General features: G+C 45.0%; 20 protein-coding genes. 12 read left to right on the forward strand and 8 right to left on the reverse strand.

Annotated elements, in window-relative coordinates:
* Positions 1-186: 186 nt before the first annotated feature.
* The 7 genes from OQJ75_RS12135 to cyoE all read left to right on the forward strand — a co-directional run bounded on the left by OQJ75_RS12135 (position 187) and on the right by cyoE (position 9,865).
* Positions 187-1,302, forward strand: coding sequence for an efflux RND transporter periplasmic adaptor subunit (locus tag OQJ75_RS12135; protein ID WP_265973672.1), 1,116 nt, complete (start codon positions 187-189; stop codon positions 1,300-1,302).
* 8 nt (positions 1,303-1,310) lie between these two features.
* Positions 1,311-4,409: an efflux RND transporter permease subunit gene (locus OQJ75_RS12140; RefSeq protein WP_265973671.1), complete on the forward strand. Its 3,099-nt coding sequence runs from the start codon at positions 1,311-1,313 to the stop codon at positions 4,407-4,409.
* 673 nt (positions 4,410-5,082) lie between these two features.
* A complete protein-coding gene (cyoA, locus tag OQJ75_RS12145; protein WP_265973670.1) occupies positions 5,083-5,979 on the forward strand; it encodes a ubiquinol oxidase subunit II in 897 nt (298 codons plus the stop codon).
* Positions 5,980-5,984: 5 nt separating this feature from the next.
* Positions 5,985-8,066: a cytochrome o ubiquinol oxidase subunit I gene (cyoB, locus tag OQJ75_RS12150; protein WP_016791086.1), complete on the forward strand. Its 2,082-nt coding sequence runs from the start codon at positions 5,985-5,987 to the stop codon at positions 8,064-8,066.
* Entirely contained in the window at positions 8,056-8,673 is a 618-nt protein-coding gene (gene cyoC / locus OQJ75_RS12155) for a cytochrome o ubiquinol oxidase subunit III (protein WP_010439790.1), read from the forward strand. The genes cyoB and cyoC overlap by 11 nt, the downstream gene beginning before the upstream one ends.
* Positions 8,673-8,984 (forward strand): cytochrome o ubiquinol oxidase subunit IV, encoded by a 312-nt coding sequence (cyoD, locus tag OQJ75_RS12160; RefSeq protein ID WP_016792487.1) that lies wholly within the window; start codon positions 8,673-8,675, stop codon positions 8,982-8,984. Before cyoC ends, cyoD begins: the two co-directional genes overlap by 1 nt.
* A gap of 8 nt (positions 8,985-8,992) precedes the next feature.
* A complete protein-coding gene (gene cyoE / locus OQJ75_RS12165; protein WP_102384196.1) occupies positions 8,993-9,865 on the forward strand; it encodes a heme o synthase in 873 nt (290 codons plus the stop codon).
* A 77-nt stretch (positions 9,866-9,942) separates the two neighbouring features.
* On the opposite strand, the gene OQJ75_RS12170 is transcribed toward cyoE, so the two are convergent.
* From OQJ75_RS12170 to OQJ75_RS12195, 6 genes are all read right to left on the reverse strand, one after another.
* Positions 9,943-10,431 (reverse strand): hypothetical protein, encoded by a 489-nt coding sequence (locus OQJ75_RS12170; protein WP_265973669.1) that lies wholly within the window; start codon positions 10,429-10,431, stop codon positions 9,943-9,945.
* A gap of 196 nt (positions 10,432-10,627) precedes the next feature.
* A complete protein-coding gene (locus OQJ75_RS12175; RefSeq protein WP_265973668.1) occupies positions 10,628-12,604 on the reverse strand; it encodes an alkyl sulfatase dimerization domain-containing protein in 1,977 nt (658 codons plus the stop codon).
* A gap of 328 nt (positions 12,605-12,932) precedes the next feature.
* Positions 12,933-13,922 carry an efflux RND transporter periplasmic adaptor subunit gene (locus tag OQJ75_RS12180; protein ID WP_050646894.1) on the reverse strand — a complete coding sequence of 330 codons (990 nt, stop codon included), beginning with the start codon at positions 13,920-13,922 and terminating at the stop codon, positions 12,933-12,935.
* Entirely contained in the window at positions 13,922-14,503 is a 582-nt protein-coding gene (locus OQJ75_RS12185) for a magnesium transporter (RefSeq protein ID WP_265973667.1), read from the reverse strand. The genes OQJ75_RS12180 and OQJ75_RS12185 overlap by 1 nt, the downstream gene beginning before the upstream one ends.
* A 635-nt stretch (positions 14,504-15,138) precedes the next feature.
* Complete coding sequence (locus tag OQJ75_RS12190; protein WP_265973666.1) at positions 15,139-16,050, reverse strand: hypothetical protein; 912 nt, start codon at positions 16,048-16,050, stop codon at positions 15,139-15,141.
* Between the two features lie 674 nt (positions 16,051-16,724).
* Positions 16,725-17,975 carry an OmpP1/FadL family transporter gene (locus OQJ75_RS12195; protein WP_265973665.1) on the reverse strand — a complete coding sequence of 417 codons (1,251 nt, stop codon included), beginning with the start codon at positions 17,973-17,975 and terminating at the stop codon, positions 16,725-16,727.
* Positions 17,976-18,132: 157 nt separating this feature from the next.
* Here OQJ75_RS12195 and OQJ75_RS12200 point away from each other — a divergent pair, with 157 nt between their 5' ends.
* The 4 genes from OQJ75_RS12200 (at position 18,133) to OQJ75_RS12215 (ending at position 21,791) form a co-directional block, all read left to right on the forward strand.
* Positions 18,133-19,068: a LysR family transcriptional regulator gene (locus OQJ75_RS12200; RefSeq protein WP_172380143.1), complete on the forward strand. Its 936-nt coding sequence runs from the start codon at positions 18,133-18,135 to the stop codon at positions 19,066-19,068.
* Positions 19,069-19,324: 256 nt separating this feature from the next.
* Positions 19,325-19,702: a lactoylglutathione lyase gene (gene gloA, locus OQJ75_RS12205; protein WP_008221701.1), complete on the forward strand. Its 378-nt coding sequence runs from the start codon at positions 19,325-19,327 to the stop codon at positions 19,700-19,702.
* Positions 19,703-19,716: 14 nt separating this feature from the next.
* Positions 19,717-20,814, forward strand: a complete 1,098-nt coding sequence (locus OQJ75_RS12210; protein ID WP_265973664.1) for an alkene reductase — start codon at positions 19,717-19,719, stop codon at positions 20,812-20,814.
* Between the two features lie 110 nt (positions 20,815-20,924).
* A complete protein-coding gene (locus tag OQJ75_RS12215; RefSeq protein WP_265973663.1) occupies positions 20,925-21,791 on the forward strand; it encodes a DMT family transporter in 867 nt (288 codons plus the stop codon).
* 80 nt (positions 21,792-21,871) lie between these two features.
* Here the strand turns inward: OQJ75_RS12215 and OQJ75_RS12220 are convergent, their stop codons facing one another.
* Together OQJ75_RS12220 and OQJ75_RS12225 are read right to left on the reverse strand one after the other, a co-directional pair.
* A complete protein-coding gene (locus OQJ75_RS12220; RefSeq protein WP_265973662.1) occupies positions 21,872-22,300 on the reverse strand; it encodes a MarR family winged helix-turn-helix transcriptional regulator in 429 nt (142 codons plus the stop codon).
* A 17-nt stretch (positions 22,301-22,317) separates the two neighbouring features.
* Positions 22,318-22,959 carry a cytochrome b/b6 domain-containing protein gene (locus OQJ75_RS12225; RefSeq protein WP_265973661.1) on the reverse strand — a complete coding sequence of 214 codons (642 nt, stop codon included), beginning with the start codon at positions 22,957-22,959 and terminating at the stop codon, positions 22,318-22,320.
* 192 nt (positions 22,960-23,151) lie between these two features.
* Here OQJ75_RS12225 and OQJ75_RS12230 point away from each other — a divergent pair, with 192 nt between their 5' ends.
* A complete protein-coding gene (locus OQJ75_RS12230; protein ID WP_265973660.1) occupies positions 23,152-23,589 on the forward strand; it encodes a c-type cytochrome in 438 nt (145 codons plus the stop codon).
* Positions 23,590-23,679: the final 90 nt, after the last annotated feature.

Consider the following 23,679-nt stretch of genomic DNA (forward strand, 5'->3'; position numbering starts at 1 on the left):
TTGCTTGGTACTTGGTGTTGCTCAGCTTAATACACTTGGTTCTGCGCTAAGCATTATGCTTTTTGTGATGGTTTTATCAATCATTAACGATGAAACTTATTTTTAACACAACCAAACTAGACAGTCTAGTTTGGTTTGGTTAGTCTAAAAAAGAACATGATTGAGTACTGCATAGGAACAGTGAGTATGTATAAATTGATGAAGGGAAGTGCGGTGGCGTTGTCTCTATCGGCTTTTCTTGTTGGATGTGGAGAAAAGGAACAAGCCCAAGATTCGGTTGATTCAACCAATCAAACGGCTTCGAGCGTCCAAACCATTTTAACTGTAGAAACGATGGCCTTAGCGCTGTCTTCCTCTTATGCAGTGCAGCGTGAATATGTTGGTGTGGTTAAAGCGGGTCAGCAAGCCAATTTAGGCTTCGAGCTTGCAGGTAAAGTGAATGAGATTCTAGTCGATGTCGGTGACACAGTAACCGAAGGTCAACCCCTTATTCGATTAGACACTCAACTGTTACAGACTGAATCGAGCCAGCTAAAAGCGCAAGCCGAAGAAGTGAAAGCACAACTGAGCCTTGTGGCGGCAAACTTGAAGCGTCAACGTTCACTGAAAGCAAAGGGCTTCAGTGCCGAGGCTGAGATTGATTCTCTTACTAGTGAACAACGTGTATTGCAGGCGAACTTGCTGCGCATTGATGCCTCAGTAAAAGGCAATCAATTGAAGCTAGTGAAATCGACAGTGCTTGCGCCTTATTCTGGCACCATCGCAACACGCTTTGTCTCTTTAGGTGATGTTGTAAATGTGGGTAATCCAACCCTGACACTGCTTGCTTCTGAGGGCAAAGAAGCGTTCATTGGTATACCTGCCCATCAAATGCAAAAAGTGACTTCGCTTTCTTCGCCAAGTATTCGTGTCGGGCGAGATGATTTCGCTGTGAGCCTGCTTAATCCGGGGGCGATGGTGGATACTCAATCTCGCAGTGTTGGCCTACGTTACCTGTTTCCGGAGCAAGCTTCTGTTTTAGAAGGGCAACTTGCGTACCTTAAGTTTGATGAGCAAATCGATGACCAAGGTTACTGGGTTCCACTCACGGGTTTGATCGATGGTTTACGTGGTGTGTGGAATATCTTCGTTATTGGTGAAGATAATAAGGTTGAACGTAGAAGCGTGCAGGTGTTGTTTGCCAACAACCAACAAGCCTACGTGAGCGGTGCAATCAGCGAAGGCGAGCAGGTGATATCCAGTGGTTTACATCGTTTGGTTCCCGGCCAAACCGTGAAGCCAGCCAGCGTTACTGCTGAATAGGAAATAGTATGAAAATCATAGAGACTATTTCTAACACTCGATTGCTTATTTTAATGACCGCACTGCTGATGGTGAGTGGTATTTCTGCGTTCATGACTCTGCCGCGTGCAGAAGATCCAGTAATCATCAACCGCTACGCGAACATCACAACGAGCTTTCCCGGCGCTAGTGCTGAGCGTGTTGAAACCTTGGTCACCGAGGTTATTGAGAACAAACTACGCGAGTTAAGTGAGGTTAAACTCGTCAGCTCGACGTCAAGACCGGGTGTGTCGATTGTTACTTTGGAACTCAATGATGTGATTACCGAGCCAGAGCCAGTTTGGTCTCAAGCTCGTGACAAACTGTCTGACATCGAATCCATTTTGCCTGCGGGCTCTCACTCTCCCGATCTCGACAGCGACCATACCTATGCTTTTACCACGATTACGGCGCTAACTTGGTCTGGTGCAGGCGAGCCTGACCGATTAACGCTGGGGCGTTATACCAAAGAACTCGCTAAGCGATTACGAACCTTGTCGGGAACTGAATTCGTTGATGAATACGGTATGCCGCAAGAAGAGATTCAAATCAGTTTACGCACTGCCGATGCTGCCGCGCTTGGTCGTTCAAGTGCCAATATCGCAGAATCTTTGGAAGGAGCAGATGCGAAAAACTCTGCCGGTGAATTGGTCAGTGCTTATTCTCGCTTTGGCTTAGAGATTAAGTCTGAGCTTGATTCCATTGAACGTATTAAACAAGTACCAATCGCCACCGACAGCAATGGTCACATCATCCGTATGGAAGACATTGCTTCTGTGAAACGTGGTGAGAAAACCCCGCAAGACCAGATTGCCATTATTGATGGTGAGCCGGGTGTGATTGTCGCGGCAAGAATGCACCCAGATCTGCGAGTTGATAACTGGACGTCGAGAGCCAATGCGCTCATCAGTCGATTTGAGCAAGAGCTGCCGAGCAATATTCAGGTCAACGTGCTTTTCAATCAGCAAGGCTATACCGAAACACGCTTAGACGATTTGGGTAAAAGCCTGATGATTGGCTTTGGTCTGATCTTGATTGTGTTGTTCGTCACCTTGGGTGTTCGTGCTGCGATCTTAGTGGCGATTTCTTTGCCATTAACGTCACTGCTTACGCTGTCGATCATGAAAATGACCGGTGTGCCGATTAACCAGATGTCGGTGACGGGCTTAATTGTAGCGCTCGGGATCATGGTGGATAACGCGGTGGTGATGGTCGATACCATTCAAGCTTATCGCCTGAAAGGGCAGCAGCGAGCCGAAGCGACCATGAATGCATTGAAGCATTTATGGGTACCGTTACTGGGCTCGACACTCACCACTGTCCTAGCCTTTGCACCGATCATTCTGATGCCTGGCGCTTCGGGTGAGTTCGTGGGGGGAATTGCGATTACCGTGTCTTTCTCGTTGATCGGTTCTTACATTATTTCACATACCCTAATTGCGGGCTTGGCGACTAAGTTACTGCCGAAACAGCTCAGTGATGTTGATAAGAAAGGTCAGCACCATTGGTACATGACAGGCTTGAGAATTCCTGCGTTGACGCGTTGGTTCTCGTCTTCTGTCCGCTTTGGTGTGACGCATCCAATCATCACGATTGCTCTGGTGTTGTTGGTACCGTTTACTGGTTATTGGAGTATGTCTCAGCTGACTGAGCAATTCTTCCCACCATCAGATAGAGACATGTTTGAGATTCAGGTGTACATGCCGCCTCAAGCAAGCATTTATGCGACCAAGAATACCTCTGAAAAAATCGACGATATCATTCATCGTTACCCCGAAGTAGAGCGCATTGATTGGCTGGTGGGTGCAAACTTCCCATCGTTTTATTACAACCTACAAGCTAGACAAAACAACGCGCCGTACTTCTCGCAAGCAATGGTGAAAACAGAAAACTTTGATCAAGCCAATGCGCTAATTCCTGAACTTCAAAAGGTGCTAGATAAAGAAGTACCACAGGCGCAGATCTTGGTGAGAAAGCTTAACCAAGGGCCTCCATTTACCGCGCCAGTAGAACTGCGTGTGTATGGTGAAAATCTTGATACGTTAAAAGCAATTGGTGAAGATGTTCGCTTGATTCTGGCGGGTGTGCCTCATGTGACGCACACAAGGGAAACACTGCAACCGGGTACGCCGAAGGTGTGGTTGAAGGTCGATGAAGACACTGCAAAGCTCAACGGTATTTCATTGAACCAGTTCGCAGGCATGTTGCAAACCACGCTGACAGGTCGTGAAAGCGGCTCTGTGATAGAGGGCAGTGAATCGGTGCCAATTCGTGTTCGTGTTGCGGATGACGCGCGTGAAAACTTAGCGCATCTGAGTAATATTCGCTTGCCGATAAGCTCTGAGGTGTACTCAACGGGCATCAATGTGTCGACTCTGGCAGAGCTGGAATTGACGACCAGTCGTGGTGCGATTACTCGTCGTAACGGGCAGCGTGTGAATACCATCGAGGGTTACATTGAAGCGGGTGTTTTGCCTCAAACGGTACTTAATGAATTCCAGAAACGACTTGAAAGCTATGAGATGCCATCGGGTTACACCATTGGTTTTGGTGGCGAATCCGCTGAACGAGACAATTCAGTCAATAGCCTGATCTCGAATGTCGCCGTTGTGGTGGTATTGATGGTGTTGGTGGTGGTGATGTCGTTCAACTCGTTCCGAATGAGTAGCATCATCTTCATGGTAGCAGGATTGGCTGGTGGGCTAGGGCTGTTGTCGGTGTGGATCTTCGGCTACCCATTTGGTTTTACGGTGATCATCGCCATGCTGGGGATTGCGGGCTTAGCGATTAACGCCGCCATCGTAATTCTGACGGAATTGAAACTCGATGAACAAGCTTCATCAGGCAATGTGGATGCGGTGGTAGAGGCGGTGATGTCGTGTACTCGACACATCAGTTCAACAACGATTACTACGGTTGGGGGCTTTATGCCGTTGATCATCGCGGGCGGTGGTTTTTGGCCTCCGTTTGCGGTCGCGATTGTGGGCGGTACCGTGTTAACCACGCTTATCTCGTTCTATTTTGTGCCTGTGGTTTATCACTTGATGACTCGAAATCAGCGAAAAACCATCGCTAATCAAGCCGTGTAAGTTATCTTTAACTCGCCATAATCGAGCTGTGTTTAGCTTGATTATGGCGGTGTTTTCTCTTTGAATTCACCTCAAACTCTCCATTTTTCTTATCTTTTTACGCTTATAAGACTATCGACTCACCACAATATTGCATCGGCTAACACTCTGATATCTCACTGATGAATGATTGGTGATGTTAAATAATCTTACGGGTGAATACCATGTAAATGGTATGTGAATTCATAATTTAGATTCCAATCACACTTCTCTTTATTCGCTCTTTCTAATGTACCCCGGATTTTCCGTCTATCCTGTTCTTGGATTAGCGTTTATCGACCTCTTGTAAATCCCTTACCAGCACTGGTTTCATTCGTGTGGCACGCCAATGTCGTGCGTCTGAATTGCATTCTATTTCTGATCTTTCGCCTTCATAAATGAAAGGTTAGTTTCCAAGTTTGTTTGGTGAGCTTTCAATTTCAACTCTTCATAATGCGCCAAATGTAACAATGTATTTCAAAGTGTAACAATTAAGTCATGTTTTCTGTGTGGTTTTAACTCAGCAGTAACGAGCCTTATTGCATTGCTTTTTGAGATGCGGCGTTTCACATGCTCAACACATAAATATTCTAATGACCATGACAACCAGTACTCGGGCGTTCGTTCTGAGGCTGGATAACCATCGAGAAAGTTAATGGAAGCTTCAAGATATAAACGCATTTTATCGAGAGCAAATCTGTCGAGGATTGGTTTGGTGGGAACCGTCCTGATGCTCGAAGGATGTAACTCCGCATTGCTCGACCCAAAAGGTAGCGTTGGCGTTCAGGAAAAGGAGCTGATTATTACTGCTCTGTTGCTGATGCTGATTGTCGTCATCCCCGTGATCCTGATGACCATCTACTTTGCTTATAGATACCGTGAAAGCAACACCACAGAAGAGTATGCACCTGACTGGGCGCACTCAACCAAGATTGAAATAGTGGTATGGACGATTCCAATCATCATCATCGCGATCCTTGCCACCATCACTTGGCGTTCAACACTCGAACTGGAGCCCTCCAAGCCTCTGGAAAGTGATGTGCAACCTATGGTGATCGAAGTGGTCTCTCTGGACTGGAAATGGCTGTTCATCTATCCGGAGCAAAACATTGCGACGGTTAACTATGTGGCGTTCCCGAAAGATGTACCGGTGACGTTTAAGCTAACTTCAGACAACATCATGAACGCGTTCTTTATCCCGCGTCTTGGTTCGCAGATCTACGCGATGCCGGGAATGGTGACCAAGCTGAACTTGATTGCTAACCATGAAGGTGACTTCAAAGGTTTTGCATCGAACTACAGCGGTAAAGGGTTCTCACAAATGAAATTCACCGCATCAGCAATGCCTGATCAAGTGGCGTTTCTAAACTGGGTGGAAAAAGTGAAAGCTAGCCCAGACCGTATTGAAGATTGGGAGCAGTTCCGTTCATTGGCTGCGCCAAGTGTGGCTGAACCTGTGACTTTTTTCTCCAGTATCCCACCATTTTTATTCACTGATGTCGTGACCCAGCACCCTGGTTCAATGAACTGTTTGCCGGAAACCCAAGGATAATCGTCATGTTTGGAAGATTAACTCTAGACTCAATTCCCTACCACGAACCCATTATTTTGTTCACGTTAACCATGATCGCTTTAGTGGGCGGTTTAGTGGTGTATGCGGTAACAAAAGCCGGTAAGTGGCAATACCTTTGGAATGAATGGTTTACGTCTGTAGACCACAAAAAATTGGGCTTCATGTACATTGCTGTGGCAATGGTGATGTTAGTTCGTGGCTTTGCCGATGCGGTCATGATGCGCAGTCAGCAATTGCTTTCTGCTGCGGGTGAGACAGGCTATTTACCGCCACATCACTATGACCAGATCTTCACGGCTCACGGCGTGATCATGATTTTCTTCGTCGCGATGCCTTTGGTTATCGGTTTGATGAACATCATTGTGCCACTGCAAATTGGTGCTCGTGATGTTGCGTTCCCTTACCTCAATAACCTGAGCTTCTGGCTGTTTGTAGTGGGTATCATCCTAACCAACATGTCACTGGGCTTAGGTGAATTTGGCCGTACGGGTTGGTTGGCGTATCCGCCGTTGTCTGGCATTGAGGCAAGTCCGGGAGTCGGGGTCGATTATTGGATATGGGCGTTGCAAATATCCGGTGTGGGTACCACGTTAACGGGTGTGAACTTCTTCGCGACTATTTTGCGCATGCGTACTCCGTCTATGCCAATGATGAAGATGCCAGTATTCACGTGGGCATCTCTGTGTGCCAACATCCTGATCATCATCTCTTTCCCAATCCTAACGGTAACCATCGCGTTACTGACTTTGGATAGATACATCGGCACGCACTTCTTCACCAACGACCTTGGTGGCAACGTGATGATGTATGTGAACTTGATTTGGGCATGGGGACACCCTGAGGTGTACATCCTAATTTTGCCTATCTTCGGTGTGTTTTCCGAAGTGACGGCAACCTTCTCACGCAAAAAACTGTTTGGTTATACCTCGTTGGTATGGGCGACAGTGGCTATCACTATTTTAGCGTTTGTGGTTTGGCTACATCACTTCTTCACCATGGGTTCTGGCGCCAATGTGAATGCCTTCTTCGGCATCGCGACCATGATTATCTCTATCCCAACTGGGGTTAAGATCTTCAACTGGCTATTCACCATGTACAAAGGTCGTATCCGCTTTACCACACCAATGATGTGGACGGTCGGTTTCCTAATCACCTTTACTGTAGGTGGTATGACGGGCGTATTGATGGCAGTACCGGGCGCAGATTTCATTTTGCATAACTCGGTATTCCTGATTGCGCACTTCCACAACGTAATCATCGGTGGCGTTGTCTTCGGTTGTTTTGCAGCGATTGGTTACTGGTTCCCGAAAGCGACTGGTTTCACTCTGAACGAGCTTTGGGGTAAACGCGCATTTTACTGCTGGATCATTGGTTTCTTGATGGCGTTCTTGCCGCTTTACGCTCTGGGCTTTATGGGCATGACGCGTCGTTTGAGCCAAGACATCAACCCTGAATTCTTCCCTCTACTGGCGGTTGCGGCTGCAGGTACGGGCGTAATTGCGATGGGTGTGGTGTGTCAGTTCGTTCAGATTTACGTGAGTGTTCGTGACCGCGACCAAAACCGAGATCTAACCGGTGACCCATGGGGTGGACGTACATTCGAATGGGCAACGTCTTCACCACCGCCGTTCTACAACTTTGCAAAATTGCCTAAGGGCGATGAGATCGATTCGTTCTGGTATCAAAAGCAAAGTGGTGAGTTTGACCCAACTCAGGAAGAAGAATACGAACGTATTCACATGCCGAAGAACACACCGACAGGTATCTATGTTTCTGCATGGGCGTTGGCATTTGGCTTCGCAATGATCTGGTACATCTGGTGGTTAGCAGCAGCAAGCCTAGTGGGCATCGTGGTGACGTGTATTCAACACAGCTATAACGACGATGTGGATTACTACGTGGAAGTTGAAGAGATCAAAGCGATTGAAGCGGCTCGACGTGCGCAGCTTGAAGAAGCAAAGAAACAGTCAGTGAAAGGCGACCATTCTGGTCGTGGTAACAGCGCTGACGGTGACAGTGATAACAACGAAAATAAAGATGATTTGGAGACGACGTATGCAAGCTAATACTCCGTCACACACTTATGATCTTGCACACTCGCATGATCATCACCACGAAGCTGCGGGCAATAAGTTGTTTGGCTTCTGGGTTTACCTGATGAGTGACTGTGTCCTGTTTGCCACGCTTTTCGCGACTTATGCCGTGCTTGAGAGTGGATCAATCGCAGGGCCTACAGGCAAAGACATCTTTGAACTGCCGTTCGTGTTTGTCGAAACCATGATGCTGTTGTTCAGTAGTATCACCTTTGGCTTTGGCATGATTGCAATGAAGCGCAAAGACGTTACCGGACTGAAGCGATGGATAAAAGTCACTTTCGTATTGGGCTTAGCCTTTATCTGTATGGAAGTGTATGAATTCCATCACTTGATTGCAGAAGGCTATGGTCCTCAAGAGAGTGCGTTCCTTTCTGCGTTCTTTACCTTGGTTGGTACACACGGCTTGCACGTAACGTTCGGTCTGATCTGGATGGCGGTGGCGTATCACCAACTTTCAACCAAAGGCTTGAATGACAACATGTCGATGCGTTTCCAGTGCTTAAGCCTGTTCTGGCATTTCCTTGATATCGTTTGGATTTGTGTATTTACCATCGTGTACTTAATGGGGGTGATGTAATGGAACAGCATCTAGACAGCGGTGCAACGGATTACGTGAAAGGCTTTGTTGCGTCACTGATTTTAACCGTTATTCCGTTCTACATCGTGTGGGCGCATGCGTTACCAAGTACAGAAACGTACGTGATCTTGTTCGGTTGTGCGCTGGTGCAAATCTTTGTGCACTTTAAGTACTTCTTGCACATGGAAGCGAAATCTTCCGATGGGCGTTGGAACTTGGTGTCACTGATGTTTACCGCCATTGTTGTATTGATTCTTATCGCTGGCTCGGTATGGATCATCTACAACATGAACGTCAACATGAAGTTGTAGGTCAAGGTATGCTGAAAAAATATTTGTCTATTACCAAACCGGGCATCATTTTCGGCAACCTGATTTCTGTTGCGGCGGGGTTCTTCCTCGCCGCGAAAACAGAACCAGCCAGTGCGATGTTGTTACTGACAACATTAGCAGGTGTGGGGCTGGTGATTGCATCAGGTTGCGTGGTGAACAACATCTTTGACCGAGATATCGATCAAAAAATGAAACGCACCCAAAACCGAGAGTTGGTTCAGGGCAATATCAATACAGACGTGGCATTTATCTATGCGTTAGTTATGTTATTGGCAGGCACAGCGTTGCTGTTTCAATTTGTTAATCCGATGTCTGCGGTTGTGGTGTTGCTTGGCTATGTGTTTTACGTCTTTTTCTACACCATGTGGTACAAGCGTAATTCGGTTTACGGCACCTTAGTTGGCAGTATCTCTGGCGCAGTTCCGCCATTAGTTGGTTACCTTGGTGTGACGAATTACTTGAGCTTAGAAGCGGTTTTGCTGTTCATCATGTTCTGCTTATGGCAAATGCCACACTCGTATGCGATTGCGATGTTCCGCATTCAAGATTACCGCGATGCAGGCATTCCTGTTTTACCGGTGAAAGAGGGCGTTGATAAAGCACATCAGCACATGAAAGCTTATGTGGTGGCGTTTGGTGCGGTTGCTCTGGGGCTATTTTTGCTTGGAGAAGCGGGTTATGAATACCTAGCGGTGTCGGCGGCAGTTTGCTTTATGTGGACCAAAGTGACATTCCGCAAGGTCGATTGCCTCAACTACATTCAGTGGTCAAAGACCGTTTTCAAGGTCTCTCTGCTGGTGGTGATGAGCATCAGTGGCGTACTAGGGCTCGAACTGATTCCGCTGCCTACGCTTTTTTGATTTAAGTTTGTCGTTGAACCCTCAATGTTCTGAAGTCCGAGGGTTTGACGACTTTTTATCTGTCCCGCTTTAAGCTATTACCCTTCAAAAATATCACTAAACCAATCTTCAAGCTGCTCTCGTTTATCTTGGGGGCCGTTGATGACGATTAAACGTTGCAAGCTTGCTTGATCCCAAGAGATGGTTCCTGTTGCTAGCGCATCGAATACGTCTAACTCTGTGATCAGAAGTAAATCTTCCTCGGTTGGTAATGTATCTCTTCCTGAAACTTTGACACCTTTAGCAAAGCTGACTTCGCTGTAGTGGCCTTTGATTGCTTCGAATAAGTTGAACTCAATTTTGTTTGGGTGGGGTTTCGCAAGCGCGGCCTTGATCGCAAAGAGTCGAAAGTGATCCGGCTTATTGAGATTGTTGAATTCATCGTCTTGTCTGGCGGCGATGACTTTGCCAAACACCTCGAGCGAACCGGGCTCTGTCACCAAACTAAACCCGGTATCTTGGTGAAGACCACAGGCAAACGTGAGTGAAGAGGTGAGTGAAAGAATCAGAGCAAATCGTTTTAACATAATGGTTATCTATACCTATAACAGGGTTAAGAATCTGACGGCAGAAGCCGAACCTGACGATAAAAAAAGGGACCACAAAGGGTCCCTGTATTTGTTTGTCGTCCATGTGAAGCGGTCAGCGAATCGGACTGATAGCTATTTAGCGAGATTGTTTGCTAAGTAGCTATCGCCAAAGAGCGACCGTTCGAGCTCGCTATTAGCGAACGATGAGCATGATCTCTTCTGGAGTCATTGGCTTATCGAAGTAGCTCATGAATTGACCGAAGCCTTTGATGTCGCCGTTCGAGAACTTGAATGCACCAGACTGTAGGTTGGTACCAATCACTTGTTGAGCATTTGGACCTGCAATCAAGATTTGGTTCAGTACTGCACGAGTGGTGTCGATTTGAACGTCTGCGCCTTTCACTATTTCTTCGTGTAACTGAGCAATACCGTTACGGATTTCGATAGTGAATGCTTCGTTCGTATCAGAGAAGTTGTACGTTAGCATCATGTTTACGTCTAACGAGTTTTCTGCGATAAGCGTTGAAGTCATCATGTCGAAGATCTGCTTGCTTGGTAGCGCGGTAAGAACGTCAACAGAAGCGAAGCTGATCATGTTAGAGAAGTCACGTTTGTTCTCTAGTTCAGCCGCCGCGTTAAGCGCCCAGTTACGCCAGTTGATGTTCACTTGGTCTGCAGCCCATGCTTTGTAAGCTTGTGCTTTCATCTCGCGAGCTTCCATATCTTGCTTGTTTACCGTGATTGGGTAAGAAAGAATTTCTGCTGCAAATGTGTAGTTCTCAGCCTTAATTGCTGCTTGTGCAGTAGTAAGGATGTTGTCACGACCGCCCATGATCTCTACGAATGCTTTAGCGCGTTGCTCGTAAGCCATTGGCTCTAGCTGCCATGGATCCGCTTCGAAGAAACCGTTGTAACCTACGTAAATCTGACGCACAGCGTGTGCAACAGTACCGTAGTGCTCACCTAACCAAGGGTGTTCTGCAAGGTGCTTAGGAAGTTTAACTACTTCAACTAGCTCGTCTGGCGTCATACCTTTGTTCATGTAACGGATAGTTTGGTCATGAGTGTATTGAATCGCATCACGGTAAGCCGTTAGTACGTCAGCTACCGCTTCTTTACCTTCAACAGGACGACCGTGAGAGTTAATCATGATCTCTGTGTCGAACTTACGCATTACGTCGATGCCCTTGAACCACATTGATGGGTCACGGAATTTAGTACCACGGATAGTGTGAAGGTTAGGGAAGTTCTCACCTTGAAGTACTTCAGCCGCGTGCAGGATTTTTTGATCTGGGAAGTAAACCACTAACTCATCTTTAGTTTCAGATGGCACGTTCTCGATGTGCATTTTCACGCCAGCAATTTCGATTTCGATGTGGCTTTGGCTTGGTACAAGCAGGTTTGGTTCAATGAACGAGATAGCACCTTGCATGAAGCGAGGGCCAAGGCCGTCGTTTACTGTGCCGTGCTCACCTTCTTCTACGTGCTTAGCACCTGTGTAAGAAGTACGGTGACCAAATAGAGTACCTAGGTTTGAAGACCAGTTAGCCACAGCAGCGGTTAGGCCTTCTTCAGCGATGATTTTTACTTCACCTGATGCCACTTCTTCGTCAGTAACCCACGCACGCACACCAGAGATGTGGTCGATGTGGTTGTGAGAGTAGATGATTGCTTTAACCGGCTTGTCGGTGATTTGACGGAACTGCTCTTTAACCGATTGAGCCATTTCTACCGACTCGCCTGGATCTACAATGATGATGCCGTCCGTGCCTTCAATCATGACGGGTGTATCTAGACCGAAACCGTAACCAAGATAAACGTTGTCATCCACTTTGATGATTGCTTGGTCCATTTTACGACCATGCTTGGTGAGGATTGGGTGAACATGGTCAGACTCAGCAGTGTAAGCTAGAGAATCGCCTGTTTTAGAAACAACTTGAATACGTTCGCCTTTGCCCCAGAACATGTTTGATTTGTGTTCGAATAGAACCTCGCTCTTGTAGCGAGCATCAAGGTCAATGTTTTGGTATTGCACAGCATTTGCCGTCTGAAGTTCTTGGCCGACTTTCGATGTCGCTTCTACAGTTGGAGTTGCAGATGCAAAACCAGAAGCAAGTAGAGCGCTCGCGATAGCAACAGGAAGCGCCATTTTTTTGAATGTATTAGTCATGGTCGTGACCTTATATTTGGATACAGGAATTGGATTGCTTGAGCCAAATGATAGAGGTGGGGGAGCTCGCTATCTACGCGCTAATAAGATTTCAATTCATCGTTTTTCCGATGATTTACTTGACTAATAATTGTATTGGCGATTTATCTTGATCTAAATCAATTCGTAAATGAGCTTGCAGCAGATACAAAAATGCCCCGAAATTCGGGGGCATTTGTTTTGAAATTAGTCGCTGGTTCATGAGCGGCTGTTATACGAGTGAGTAACAGTTACATCATTGAATGCTTAAGCGCTTACCAAGAACTTAAGTATTAATAAGCCGCTAGTATTACCAAGCACCTAGGTATGATTTGTAAGATTGTAGGCGAACCGTTGCTGCGCCAATCACGTCAATGAAGCCCCAGAACGGATGTGGCTTCTCAGCCGAGATCCAAGCCGCACCAGTTGAACCAATAGGGATGTTGTAACCTTCTGGTTCGATGATCTCAAGTACGATAGTACGACCTAAACCATTGCCATTTCTTACTACGTGTTGACCGACACTTTGTGGCCCCTGAAGTGGAGAAATGCTCGACTCACCAGTACCGGCATTAAAGCTGTGTACTTTTGCTCGGAACACGTGACCTGGGTATGCGTCAACGAAGAACTCAGCGAAGTCTCCTACTTGAACATAGCCATAAGTTTGGTCTGAAATGCGCATCTCAAGGAATTTTTTGCTGGTGTTGTAGAGGTGCATGTTACCCATGACAGAGCCTTCAGCAATGTTCACTATCGAGACCTGACCGTCAAATTCAGCTCTAATGGTTTTCTTTTCTTGCGCCCAATTTACTTTTTGTAAATCGGCTTTTAACGACACAAGTTCAGCGTGCAGCACTCGAAGATCAGAGTCGTACTTTTCTACGTCACGCATATTGAAGATTTCAGGTGACGTTTCAGCACGCTCTAAGTCGCGATTCATTTGCTTGATCTCTTCTTCTTTCTGAACAATTGAAGATTCGATCTTTGCTTTGTCTGCGGCAGAATCGATGTCGACGAGCGTGTAGATTATGTCGCCTTCTTTAACCATTTGGTTGTGCTCAACAAGTACTTGGTCGATCTGCTGGCCAAAGATTGGTGACATCACCGCGTGTGGTGCTTTCACTGTGGTTGAGTTGGTTAAATCAACGGGTGCCCACAAGCGAGAGATTACCGCTAATACCGCAAGAATCGTTACACCGCCAATGGCAGCCCAGGTATAGTTTTTGAAGTTCTTCTTAAGTGCGCCTGTCGCAAACAGTGACCATACAATTAGGATGTATGGAATCATCATCTCTTTCATTATGCGACCTCTTTTTCTGTAGGGGATGGTTTTGTTGGAGCCTTTTCTTTTGAAGATGGCTCTGTTACTGATTGTTTAGGTGATACTTGGGCTGCGGCAGTCTCTGTATTGGTCGCGTCTTGTTTAGGCTGTACACCACGGCGAATTACATCACTCAGTGATTGACCAATATGTTTCCAGTTCGCCAATGCGATAACCAAAGCGATAACCCAGAATGTTTTGCTGATGAAGAGTCCGCAAAGTGACAGTGCAAACACGATTTGAACGTGAGCGCTTTTGTGCTCTTTTGCTTTATGCACACCCAGTTCATGCAACTGCCACATGCCGTAAACACCGGCTAATACCACAGCAATGGTCACTGAGAACAAGTAACCAGAGAAGGACTCCATCTGGAAGAAGTTCATCATCATTTCATTGGGATGATTGTTGAATTGAGACATGTCGATGTCTTTAGAATGGATAGTGCCTAATGGTGCAAGAGCCCATGCACCAGCAAACATCACTGCCATAAACAGGCAGAATTTAATCAAGACCATCACGACGGCCCAGATTTTCTGGAAAACGATTTTAATAAAGTTCATATCTCAACCTACATCAATAAGAAGAGAGAATTTGCAGCCTAGAAGTTTAACTTTTAATGACATCTTAAAAAGTAGATGTCTATTATGTAGATAGATTGGTGCGCATAATAAACAAAAGTAATAGATGGTATTTAAAGTGATACTACTCAGTCCAGACAACCGATTCTCGGTATCAAGAAGCGAATATGCTTCCCTACAAACCAATTCTTATTGTTAGCCTGAAACGCAGGTTGAATGACGATGCACTGTCGAACGAAATATTAGGCTCGTTCTTTTAGCTATTGTCTTCTTTACGTGTAATACCTCGTCTGTCGAGGGGATCTTCCATGGCAATTGACATAGTGTTGTAAAACATTTGTCAGCATTCTGTTTGGGCTAAGAATTGATTTGTTAGCAGGATAATAGGAAGAGTTTTGAGCAGTATCTACCCAGAATTACGATTTGATAATATCGTAATTACGATTAGTAGTTATAACTCTAAATCGGTAGGTCGATTTATTTGAAAAGGCTCATATACAGATAGAAAACATTGTTCATTAACTTGGTTTGGATCATAGAAGTCGATGAAAAGTGCTAAAAAGACTGGCCTAAAATATTAAATAAATTAGACCAGCCTGTAGGGGGATTTTAATCGATTATTTGAACGGGTTTAATGTAACAGGAGCAATAAAGAATTTCAGGTTCCAATCTGGTGCATATGGCACATACTCAGCTGGATTGGTTGTATTAACATTTGCGTCTGGTTTCATTACGTAATATTGAAGTTCTACACCCCAACGAACTGGCATTGGCCCAACCTTAAACATATCGATATAGCCTAGTCCGACAGGTACAGTAAATTGGTCGGAACCATCTTTTGTCCAATCAATTTGAATATTAGGTGTCATACCAATTAACGCGGTGTTGCTGACACGATAGTTTAAGAAATACTGGATGTCCGCTTGATTAGTTGACTCAGTAACGCTGTCACTGCCGCCCACGTCCCACCATTGCTGAGCTAAGAAACCAACGTTCCAGCTTTCAATACTGGTTGGGTTACCTGTTTCTTTACCAAGGCGAGCGACCATTGCTGCAGGGCCGACTTGCCACTTGTCTTGCGTTAAACCATCAGTACCTGTTGGCATGATCATCGTTGGACCAACACCCCAAATCCACCCATCATCACGGTTAGGGGCTGCCATTGATAGAAAGACAGTGTCTCCCATACCGTTTGTACGTCCTTCAAAGAAGTCACCGTTTTCACGATCGCCTGGTGAACTGTAGTGGTTGGCAACCAAACGGTTCACCAAGTTCCATTCACCATCCATGATAGGTACAGGCATTACTGGTTGAAAGCTGAAGCGGTTTTGCATCTCATGGTGACCATCTTCTTTTTCTAGGAAAGTATAATCATTTTGAGTAATTAGCATCCATACATCTGATACTGGGTTTGCTGATTTTTTTGCCGCTTCTTGTACTGATAATTTTTCTTGTGCACTTGCTGTTGTTGAAAGTAATGCTGCTGCAGTAATGGCAACAGAAAGGAAATTCTTTTTAATTTTAAGCATATCTATACTCTTAGTCATAACTTGTTTGGCATTCACTTCATCTTCACAGTCATGAAGTGCTTATTCGTTGGTGAGAAATATAGAAGATGTGAATAATATGAATCTACGTAATATTTCGTTTTGTAATCATCGCAAATACGATAGCTAATGATCTTTATTCATTAGTAGTGAGTTTTATAAAAATAAAGGGCTGCTTTTTGAACTAATGTGCTTGTCGTTCTTTAGGAAAATAGCGAGCGGAGAAAGCGTTCCTCCAAACCTCTTCATTAGGCTGAATAAGGGCTGAAGCCTAAAACGCTCGAAAATTAATAGGTTTAGTTGAAAGAACAGTGTTTTGTGAAATGCACAATTTTCAGCCTGCGCTGTGAAAAAGACAAAGAGCTTTACTAAGTAGCTGAAAGCGGCTGTGAAACAGTGTCACGAAAAATGAGACAATAACCCCTTGTTTGTTGGGTTTATTAGGTTGATAATCAATGTAAATCAAAACGGCGATAAATGACTTGTCGATTGAGAGCAGAAAGAAAATTAATTGAAATGCTTAGCCCAAATAAAAAAGCTTAGTGCGTAGGGCACTAAGCTTAATATTTAGTTAAAAATTTCAGGTAAGTAATATAGATTTAGCCAGATGACTAAATTTAATTCTTATTTGAGTTAGTGTTGTTCAGGGCTGAATGTTACTTGAAGCGATAGTTCACTTGTAAGCCAAAGTAGTGTGCATAACTCTTGTATTGACCGTTAAGGTTACCTAGCGAAGGTGCAAGGTCGAGAGTGTAATCAATGTTTGGTGTACCTAAGTCGATGTAGTCGTAGTAACCACGTACTTGCCAGCTGTCGTTTACTTGATAGGTCGCACCGACTCCATAGCGCCAAATGTCGCTTACCGGGAGGTCCATGTATACCTTTGTCGGATCATCTTGCGGTGAGGTTTCGTAACTCACTCCGGTTTCTAATCGCCATTGTTCATTAAGTTGGTAGTGTGTACCGATCGCGAAATTCCATACATCATCAAAATCACGTTGAACGATTTCAATTGGTGCATTGTTCAGGTCGAGCGTTAGGTCTGTCCAAGTTGATAAGTCATACCAAGTCACACTCCAAAGCATGTCCCACTGCGGATTAACGGCATGAACACCACTTGCTTGAACGTGTTGTGGCATGAAGAAATCTAATCCAACATCCATGTTGACGATATTGCCTCTGAATCCTGGCTGCGTTGTTTTTACATCGCCTTCACCGTAGTGAGCGATTTCAGAGCGATAAATCAAACCGATACGATGTGCTTCGTTGAATTTGTAAAAGGCACTGAGTGTATAACCTACGTTAAAATCGTCGGCATTGGCCTCAAGCTTGCCCTCTCCAATCGTTGGGAGAACTCCCGGAAAGACATCGAGTTCACCATTTGCTGAGAAGTATTCCAGATTGATGGCAGCACCAACAGCAAACTTGTCAGTTACTTTGTACGATATAGCTGGTGCAATTTGTACGGTAATAAACTCCACGTTTTCTAATAGATTACCACCGTGGAAATTGTCACCATAATCAACGCCGGAACCACCCTGTGATGCAACTGAAAGGCCTGCGTGGAATTTATCGTTGATTGGTGTGACAAAGTAGAAACTGCCTGCTGGGGTTGTTGTCCCGCCATCTGCGTTCTCCCCATTTGAAAATGCGGGGCCTGTTGAACCTTGATCAGCGTAATCAAATGTCGTGTCTAAAATAGAAGCATTTACTGTAACGTTGGTTTCTTTTAGTTGAGACATGCCGGCCGGATTAGTCCAAGCTGTTAACGCACTCTCTGCTAGAGCTGCGGTACCAGCTCCTGCAGTACTTGCGTTCAATGAACCTAATTCAGGAAGCAATGGGCCAGCCGCCATTGCATGAGTTGAAAGCGTTGACACTACAATGGCAAGTGCGTGTTTTTTCATGGAATAGAACCTATTTTGGGAGCAGTTTTTAGGGCGCTGATAGTAGTCTCACAAATTGGGTCGAAAAATAGCGAATTAACATTTCATAGTATCGTATTTACGATAGGATAAGATTTGTAGATACACAAAAGTACTATCCAGAATAAAGGCATGATCTATGAGCAACGACATCCCCAACTTTAATCTACTTGCCGTGTTTTCTGCGGTGATGGAGCAGGGCAGTTTAAGTAAAGCTGCGGATCAACTCAGTACTAATCAATCGACCATCAGTACCGCGTTAGCTCGCCTAAAGAAAGAGATTGGCCAAGAGCTTTTTGTTCGTAAAGGCAGAGGTGTTGCGCCTACGTCTTATGCGCAAAGCTTGTATGAACAAATTAAAGCGCCGATCAATGAACTCAATGGCGTCTTTCAGTCGATGGCGAATTTTGATGAGCAATCCTCTGAGCGTAAGTTTGTGATCTCTGCGCCTGAGCACTTACAGTGGGTATTACTCAATAGTTTCGCGGCGCTTCCCAACCAAAATTTGTCGTTAGAAGTGTTTGATCAACCAGACAGTGATGAGCGCATTTACGAAGATCTTTTGACGCAAGAGTTCGATGCGATGATCGATATTGTGGTGCCTGAACACCCAAGTATCGTCAGTGAAACACTTTATGAAGGCGAGTTTGTGATCGTGTGTCGATCTGATCACCCACGAATCCAAGGTGAAATCAGCGAAGCTCAGTTCCTGAGTGAAAAGCATGCTGTATTAGACAGAACACGACGCAAAGTTCGCAGTTTAAATCACTACACTTCTTTGGATCTGTCCCAACGTAAAATCGTATTTCATGGGCGTTCACTGTTCAGTAATATCTTGCTGTGTAGCCAATCCGATTACATCACTGTGGTGCCTTTATCTATGGCCGTGCAGTTCCAAGAAAAGTTAAGTTTGCAGCTGTTCAAGCCACCCTTTGAATATCAGCCGATGTCTCATTACCTGATTTGGTTGAAGAAGCAGAACAGCGACCCTGCTCATAAATGGTTCAGAGAACAAGTCATCAGTACATCAGACTCAATGTCGAAGGCGCTTAAAGATAGGCGTTTGCGGTTTTAATTGAGAGTCTAAATCTAAGGGGAGCATTGGCTTCCCTTTTTTGTGTCTTTTAGTTTGTACTAGTCAATATGTTAATAACAAAAAATTATTAAAATGAGAACATTTAATAATTTCACTGATTTGTGTGTGTTCAGTAATATACCTAGCAATAGAGAAATAGGTGGCCTCAAGGTTAACCTCAACGAACACTACTTAGCTTCATACGACGAGTTAGCTTTATGCGACGAGGCTGAGATTAAAGTATCAAGGGCGAAATATGAAATTCCTACACACAATGATTCGAGTTGCTGATCTAGATAAGTCTATTGAGTTCTACACCAAGGTATTGGGTATGAAAGAACTTGAGCGTCATGACAATAACGATTACCGCTACACATTGGTTTTTGTTGGTTATGAGCAAGGCGGTACAACCATCGAACTGACTTACAACTGGGACACCAACGAGTACGAAATGGGCAATGCATTTGGTCATTTGGCATTGGGTGTGGAAGATATTTACGCGGCATGTGACAAGATTAAATCGCTGGGTGGCAATGTGACTCGTGAAGCGGGCCCTGTAAAAGGTGGTTCAACACACATCGCTTTTATCACTGACCCAGACGGCTACCAAATCGAACTGATTCAACTAGGTTAATCGAGGAAATGACAATGACAAACGCACTATTTCAACCAATTCAACTTGGTAATATCGAACTAAAAAACCGTATTGTTATGCCTCCGATGACTCGCTCTCGTGCAACGCAACCTGGTAATTCAGCAAACGACATGATGGCGGCTTACTACGCTCAACGCGCTTCTGCAGGTTTGATTATTGCGGAAGGCACACAAATCTCACCTATGGGCCAAGGCTATGCTTGGACTCCAGGTATCTATTCTGACGAGCAGATTGCTGGTTGGAAAAAAGTGACTGATGCCGTACATGAAAAAGAGGGCGTTATCTTCGCTCAACTTTGGCATGTAGGCCGTGTAACACACCCAGACAACATTGGTGGTGAACAACCAATTTCGTCTTCTGCACTTAAAGCAGAAAACGTAAAAGTATTCATCGATAACGGCACTGATGAACCGGGCTTTGTAGATGTGGTTGAACCTCGTGAGATGACGAAAGAAGACATCAAAGAAGTGGTTGAACAGTATCGCCAAGCGGCTTTGAACGCGATTGAAGCGGGCTTTGATGGTATCGAACTTCATGCCGCGAATGGTTACTTAATCAACCAATTCATCGATTCTGAAGCAAACAACCGCACTGACGAATACGGTGGTTCAATTGAAAACCGTTTACGCTTCCTAGGCGAAGTGGTTGAAGCTATGGTTGAAGCGATCGGTGCTGACCGTGTTGGTGTACGCCTTGCTCCGTTCACATCGTTGAATGGTACGGTTGACGCTACGCCAGTAGAGACTTACACAGCTGCGGCAGCACTACTTAACCTTTACAAAATTGTTTACCTGCACATTGCAGAGGTTGATTGGGACGATGCACCTGAAACGCCAAAAGCATTTAAAGCGGCAGTTCGTGAAGCTTACGATGGTGTCCTTATTTATGCGGGTAAATACGATAGCGAGCGTGGTGAAAAGGCCGTTGCTGAAGGTGTAACTGACATGGTTGGTTTTGGTCGTCCATTTGTTGCTAACCCAGATTTACCTGCTCGTATTCAAAATGGTTACCCACTTGCAGCGCACGATCCAAACACATTGTTCGGTGGTGCTGAAAAAGGTTTAACAGATTACCCAGAATACGCAGGCTAAAAACAGCTGCCTGAAGCAGAGTATTGAGATAGTATCTCGATCCTGTTGAATGTTTATAAAAAGCAACCTTGCAGAGTCGGGTTGCTTTTTTTGTTATTGGACCAAGTAAAATGATGAACGTGAAAGCGATGCGCGGAGAGCTTTACCTTCTATTTGCCACCCTGCTAGCTGGAGTGGGATGGATTGCATCTAAGCTGGTGGTATTAGAAATGCCTGGACCGGTGTTCATTGGTGTGCGATTCCTCGTCGCGAGTCTTATTCTTCTGCCATTTTGTATTCATCACATTCGTAAGCTTTCGCTTAAGCAGATTCTGTCTCTTTGCGGGGTGGGTCTGTTGTTGTCTGCCTCATTGCAGGTATGGGTGTTTGCGGTTTCAGTGACGGAAAGCTTGTCGGAAGGGGCATTCATCATGAGCTTAGCCATGATCATTGCACCGTTTGTTTCTTGGATTTTGTTTCGAGTTAAGCCTAATCGTGCGTTTTGGATGTCTTTCCCTATCGCGATTATCGGCATGCTACTGCTGACTTTGGGCAATGGTTGGAATGTCGAGCAGAGTCAGATTTACTTCTTGCTAGCATCGATGTTGTTGTCTGTTCACTTTGTGATGAACAAGCGTGTGATCACGAACATCAAGCTAATTGCTTCGATTTGTATTCAGCTTTTTGTAGTCGGAGTCAGTGGTTTGGCGTTTGCGTCTATGACGGCACAGCCGGAATTTGAAATCACCAAAACGTTAGTGTTCTGGTTTATTGTGTCGGCGGTCGTTGCGACGTCTATTCGTTACTTATTGCAAACGGTAGGGCAGCATTCAGTGAACATGGAAGTGGCGGCACTTATTATGATTCTAGAACCAGTATGGACACTGTTACTCAGTGTGAGCATGCTCGGTGAAACGGTCGAGATGCAAAAACTGGTCGGTGGAGCGGTGATCATTGCTTCGCTGTTTTGCTACATCAAATGGTCGCGGAAAAAATAAACCCTCGTTTAGAGCGAGGGTCTTATTCAGTTTCTAAGTGGTTACTTTAGCGTGAGCTATTGAGCTATTGAGCTATTGAGCTAGATAGCGGCGACCATTTTTTTCAGTAAACCGATCATCTGTTGCTGCTCTTTTGCATCAAGCGCGGCCATTAGCTCTTCATTCAACTTAACTGGGATGGGTATTAACACTTCTTCAAGTGCTTTACCTTTCTCGGTTAGGTAGATTCTAAAAGAGCGACGACTGTTTGGGTCAGCTCTGCGTTCTACCAGTTCAAGCTTTTCCAACTTATCTAATGTTCGTGTTGTCGTTGAGTTTTCTACTTTCGACTTAGCGGCAATATCACGCTGGGTAACGCCTTCTTCTTCCCATAAACACATCAGGGTTGGCCACAATGCGATGCTTAAGCCGTGCTTTTTTAGCTCAAGGTCGAAATCTTTGGTCGCTTTGTTGGCGATCACATTGATCATCCATCCAAAACTATTCTGTCTATCAAACTCTTCTGGCATTCGTTAGTCCCTAATTCTTATGACATAACAACTATTGCCATCGTAACTAATACCGACGCAATTAGCACCAACAACGCTTTTCTATTTGATGAAAAAGCCAATTGAGTGCCATTTCCGAAATGAGCTGTGGATAACGATTGATTTTGTTTGCCTGTGATCATAGCGCGAACCAAAGGCTTTGAGCGCAGTTTGTAGATGATAATAGCCACCAAGTGCAGTACGACAAAGACCACTAACATGCGAGCGGCAATGGCATGTACCGCACATAACACATCGAATACGGCATCAGTAATCACGAGTTCCGAGCCTGGAATCGCATCAAAGAAACCAGCAATAATAAGCCCTGTCATACATTGGATAAACAGAGTCGTGATCATTCCTATCACCATCCATGCACCCAACGGATTATGTCCCGGTTTTGGGCGAGCCTTTCCACGTAAGTAATTCCAAGCCGATTTCGGGGAGCTAATGAATTGAGAAAAACGACTGGTATCACTGCCGACGATTCCCCAAACCAAGCGCCATAAAATCAGACTGAACAGTGCGAGGCCTAAGTAAACATGGGGGCCTTGTCCGTTAAATCCTGATGCTGCAAGACCAATAAAGAGTGCGGCTTGAAGCCAGTGATAAAGTCGAGTTGGTAGATCCCAGATTTTCATAATGCTTTTCCTGTTCGTAAATTTGCTTTATGAGAATAATTTACACAACAATAGTTGCATGTGCAACTATTGTTGTGTAAATTAAATGCATCTCTTCGATTACGGTTGAACTATCAAGCCGTAATTCACTAAGAAACCAATCAGTAATTAACGAAGAAATCACTGAATCACTTAACCATTAGGAATGACACTATGAAAAAATTCACGATCGCTTTAATCATCGCACTACCAACGATTGCTCTACCTATGATCTCTGCAGCCGCAGCGGATGTTGTAAATAATCGTCAACAGGCTTTTAGCTCTATTGAAGAGGTCAGTAAACAAGTCGATTCAGAATTGAATAGCAGTGAAGTGGATTGGCTGAAGGTGGGCGAGTTAAGTGACATGTTGGTGGAACATGGTGATGTCTTGAACGCGAGTTTTGCTGAAGCTGACACAGGAGGTAAGGCCAAGAAGGAGATTTGGAGCAAGCCTGAGAAATTTAACCAACTGATGTTACAGATGAACCAAGGCTTTGCAGAGCTGTATCAGGCGAGTGTTGAACAAGACTTGTCGAGTGCAGAGCAAGGGTTAAATTCTGCGAATAAGACCTGCAAAGGGTGTCACCGTACTTATCGTTCTCGTTGGTAACGATTCTAACAACGATCTTTGAATACAGGTGGTAAAGTCGAACCCTTACCACCATAGTCCTATCGCACAGCCTTCTTTTCTTTGTGCTAT

Source organism: Vibrio sp. 14G-20 (assembly GCF_026241515.1).
In the GTDB taxonomy this organism is placed as follows: domain Bacteria; phylum Pseudomonadota; class Gammaproteobacteria; order Enterobacterales; family Vibrionaceae; genus Vibrio.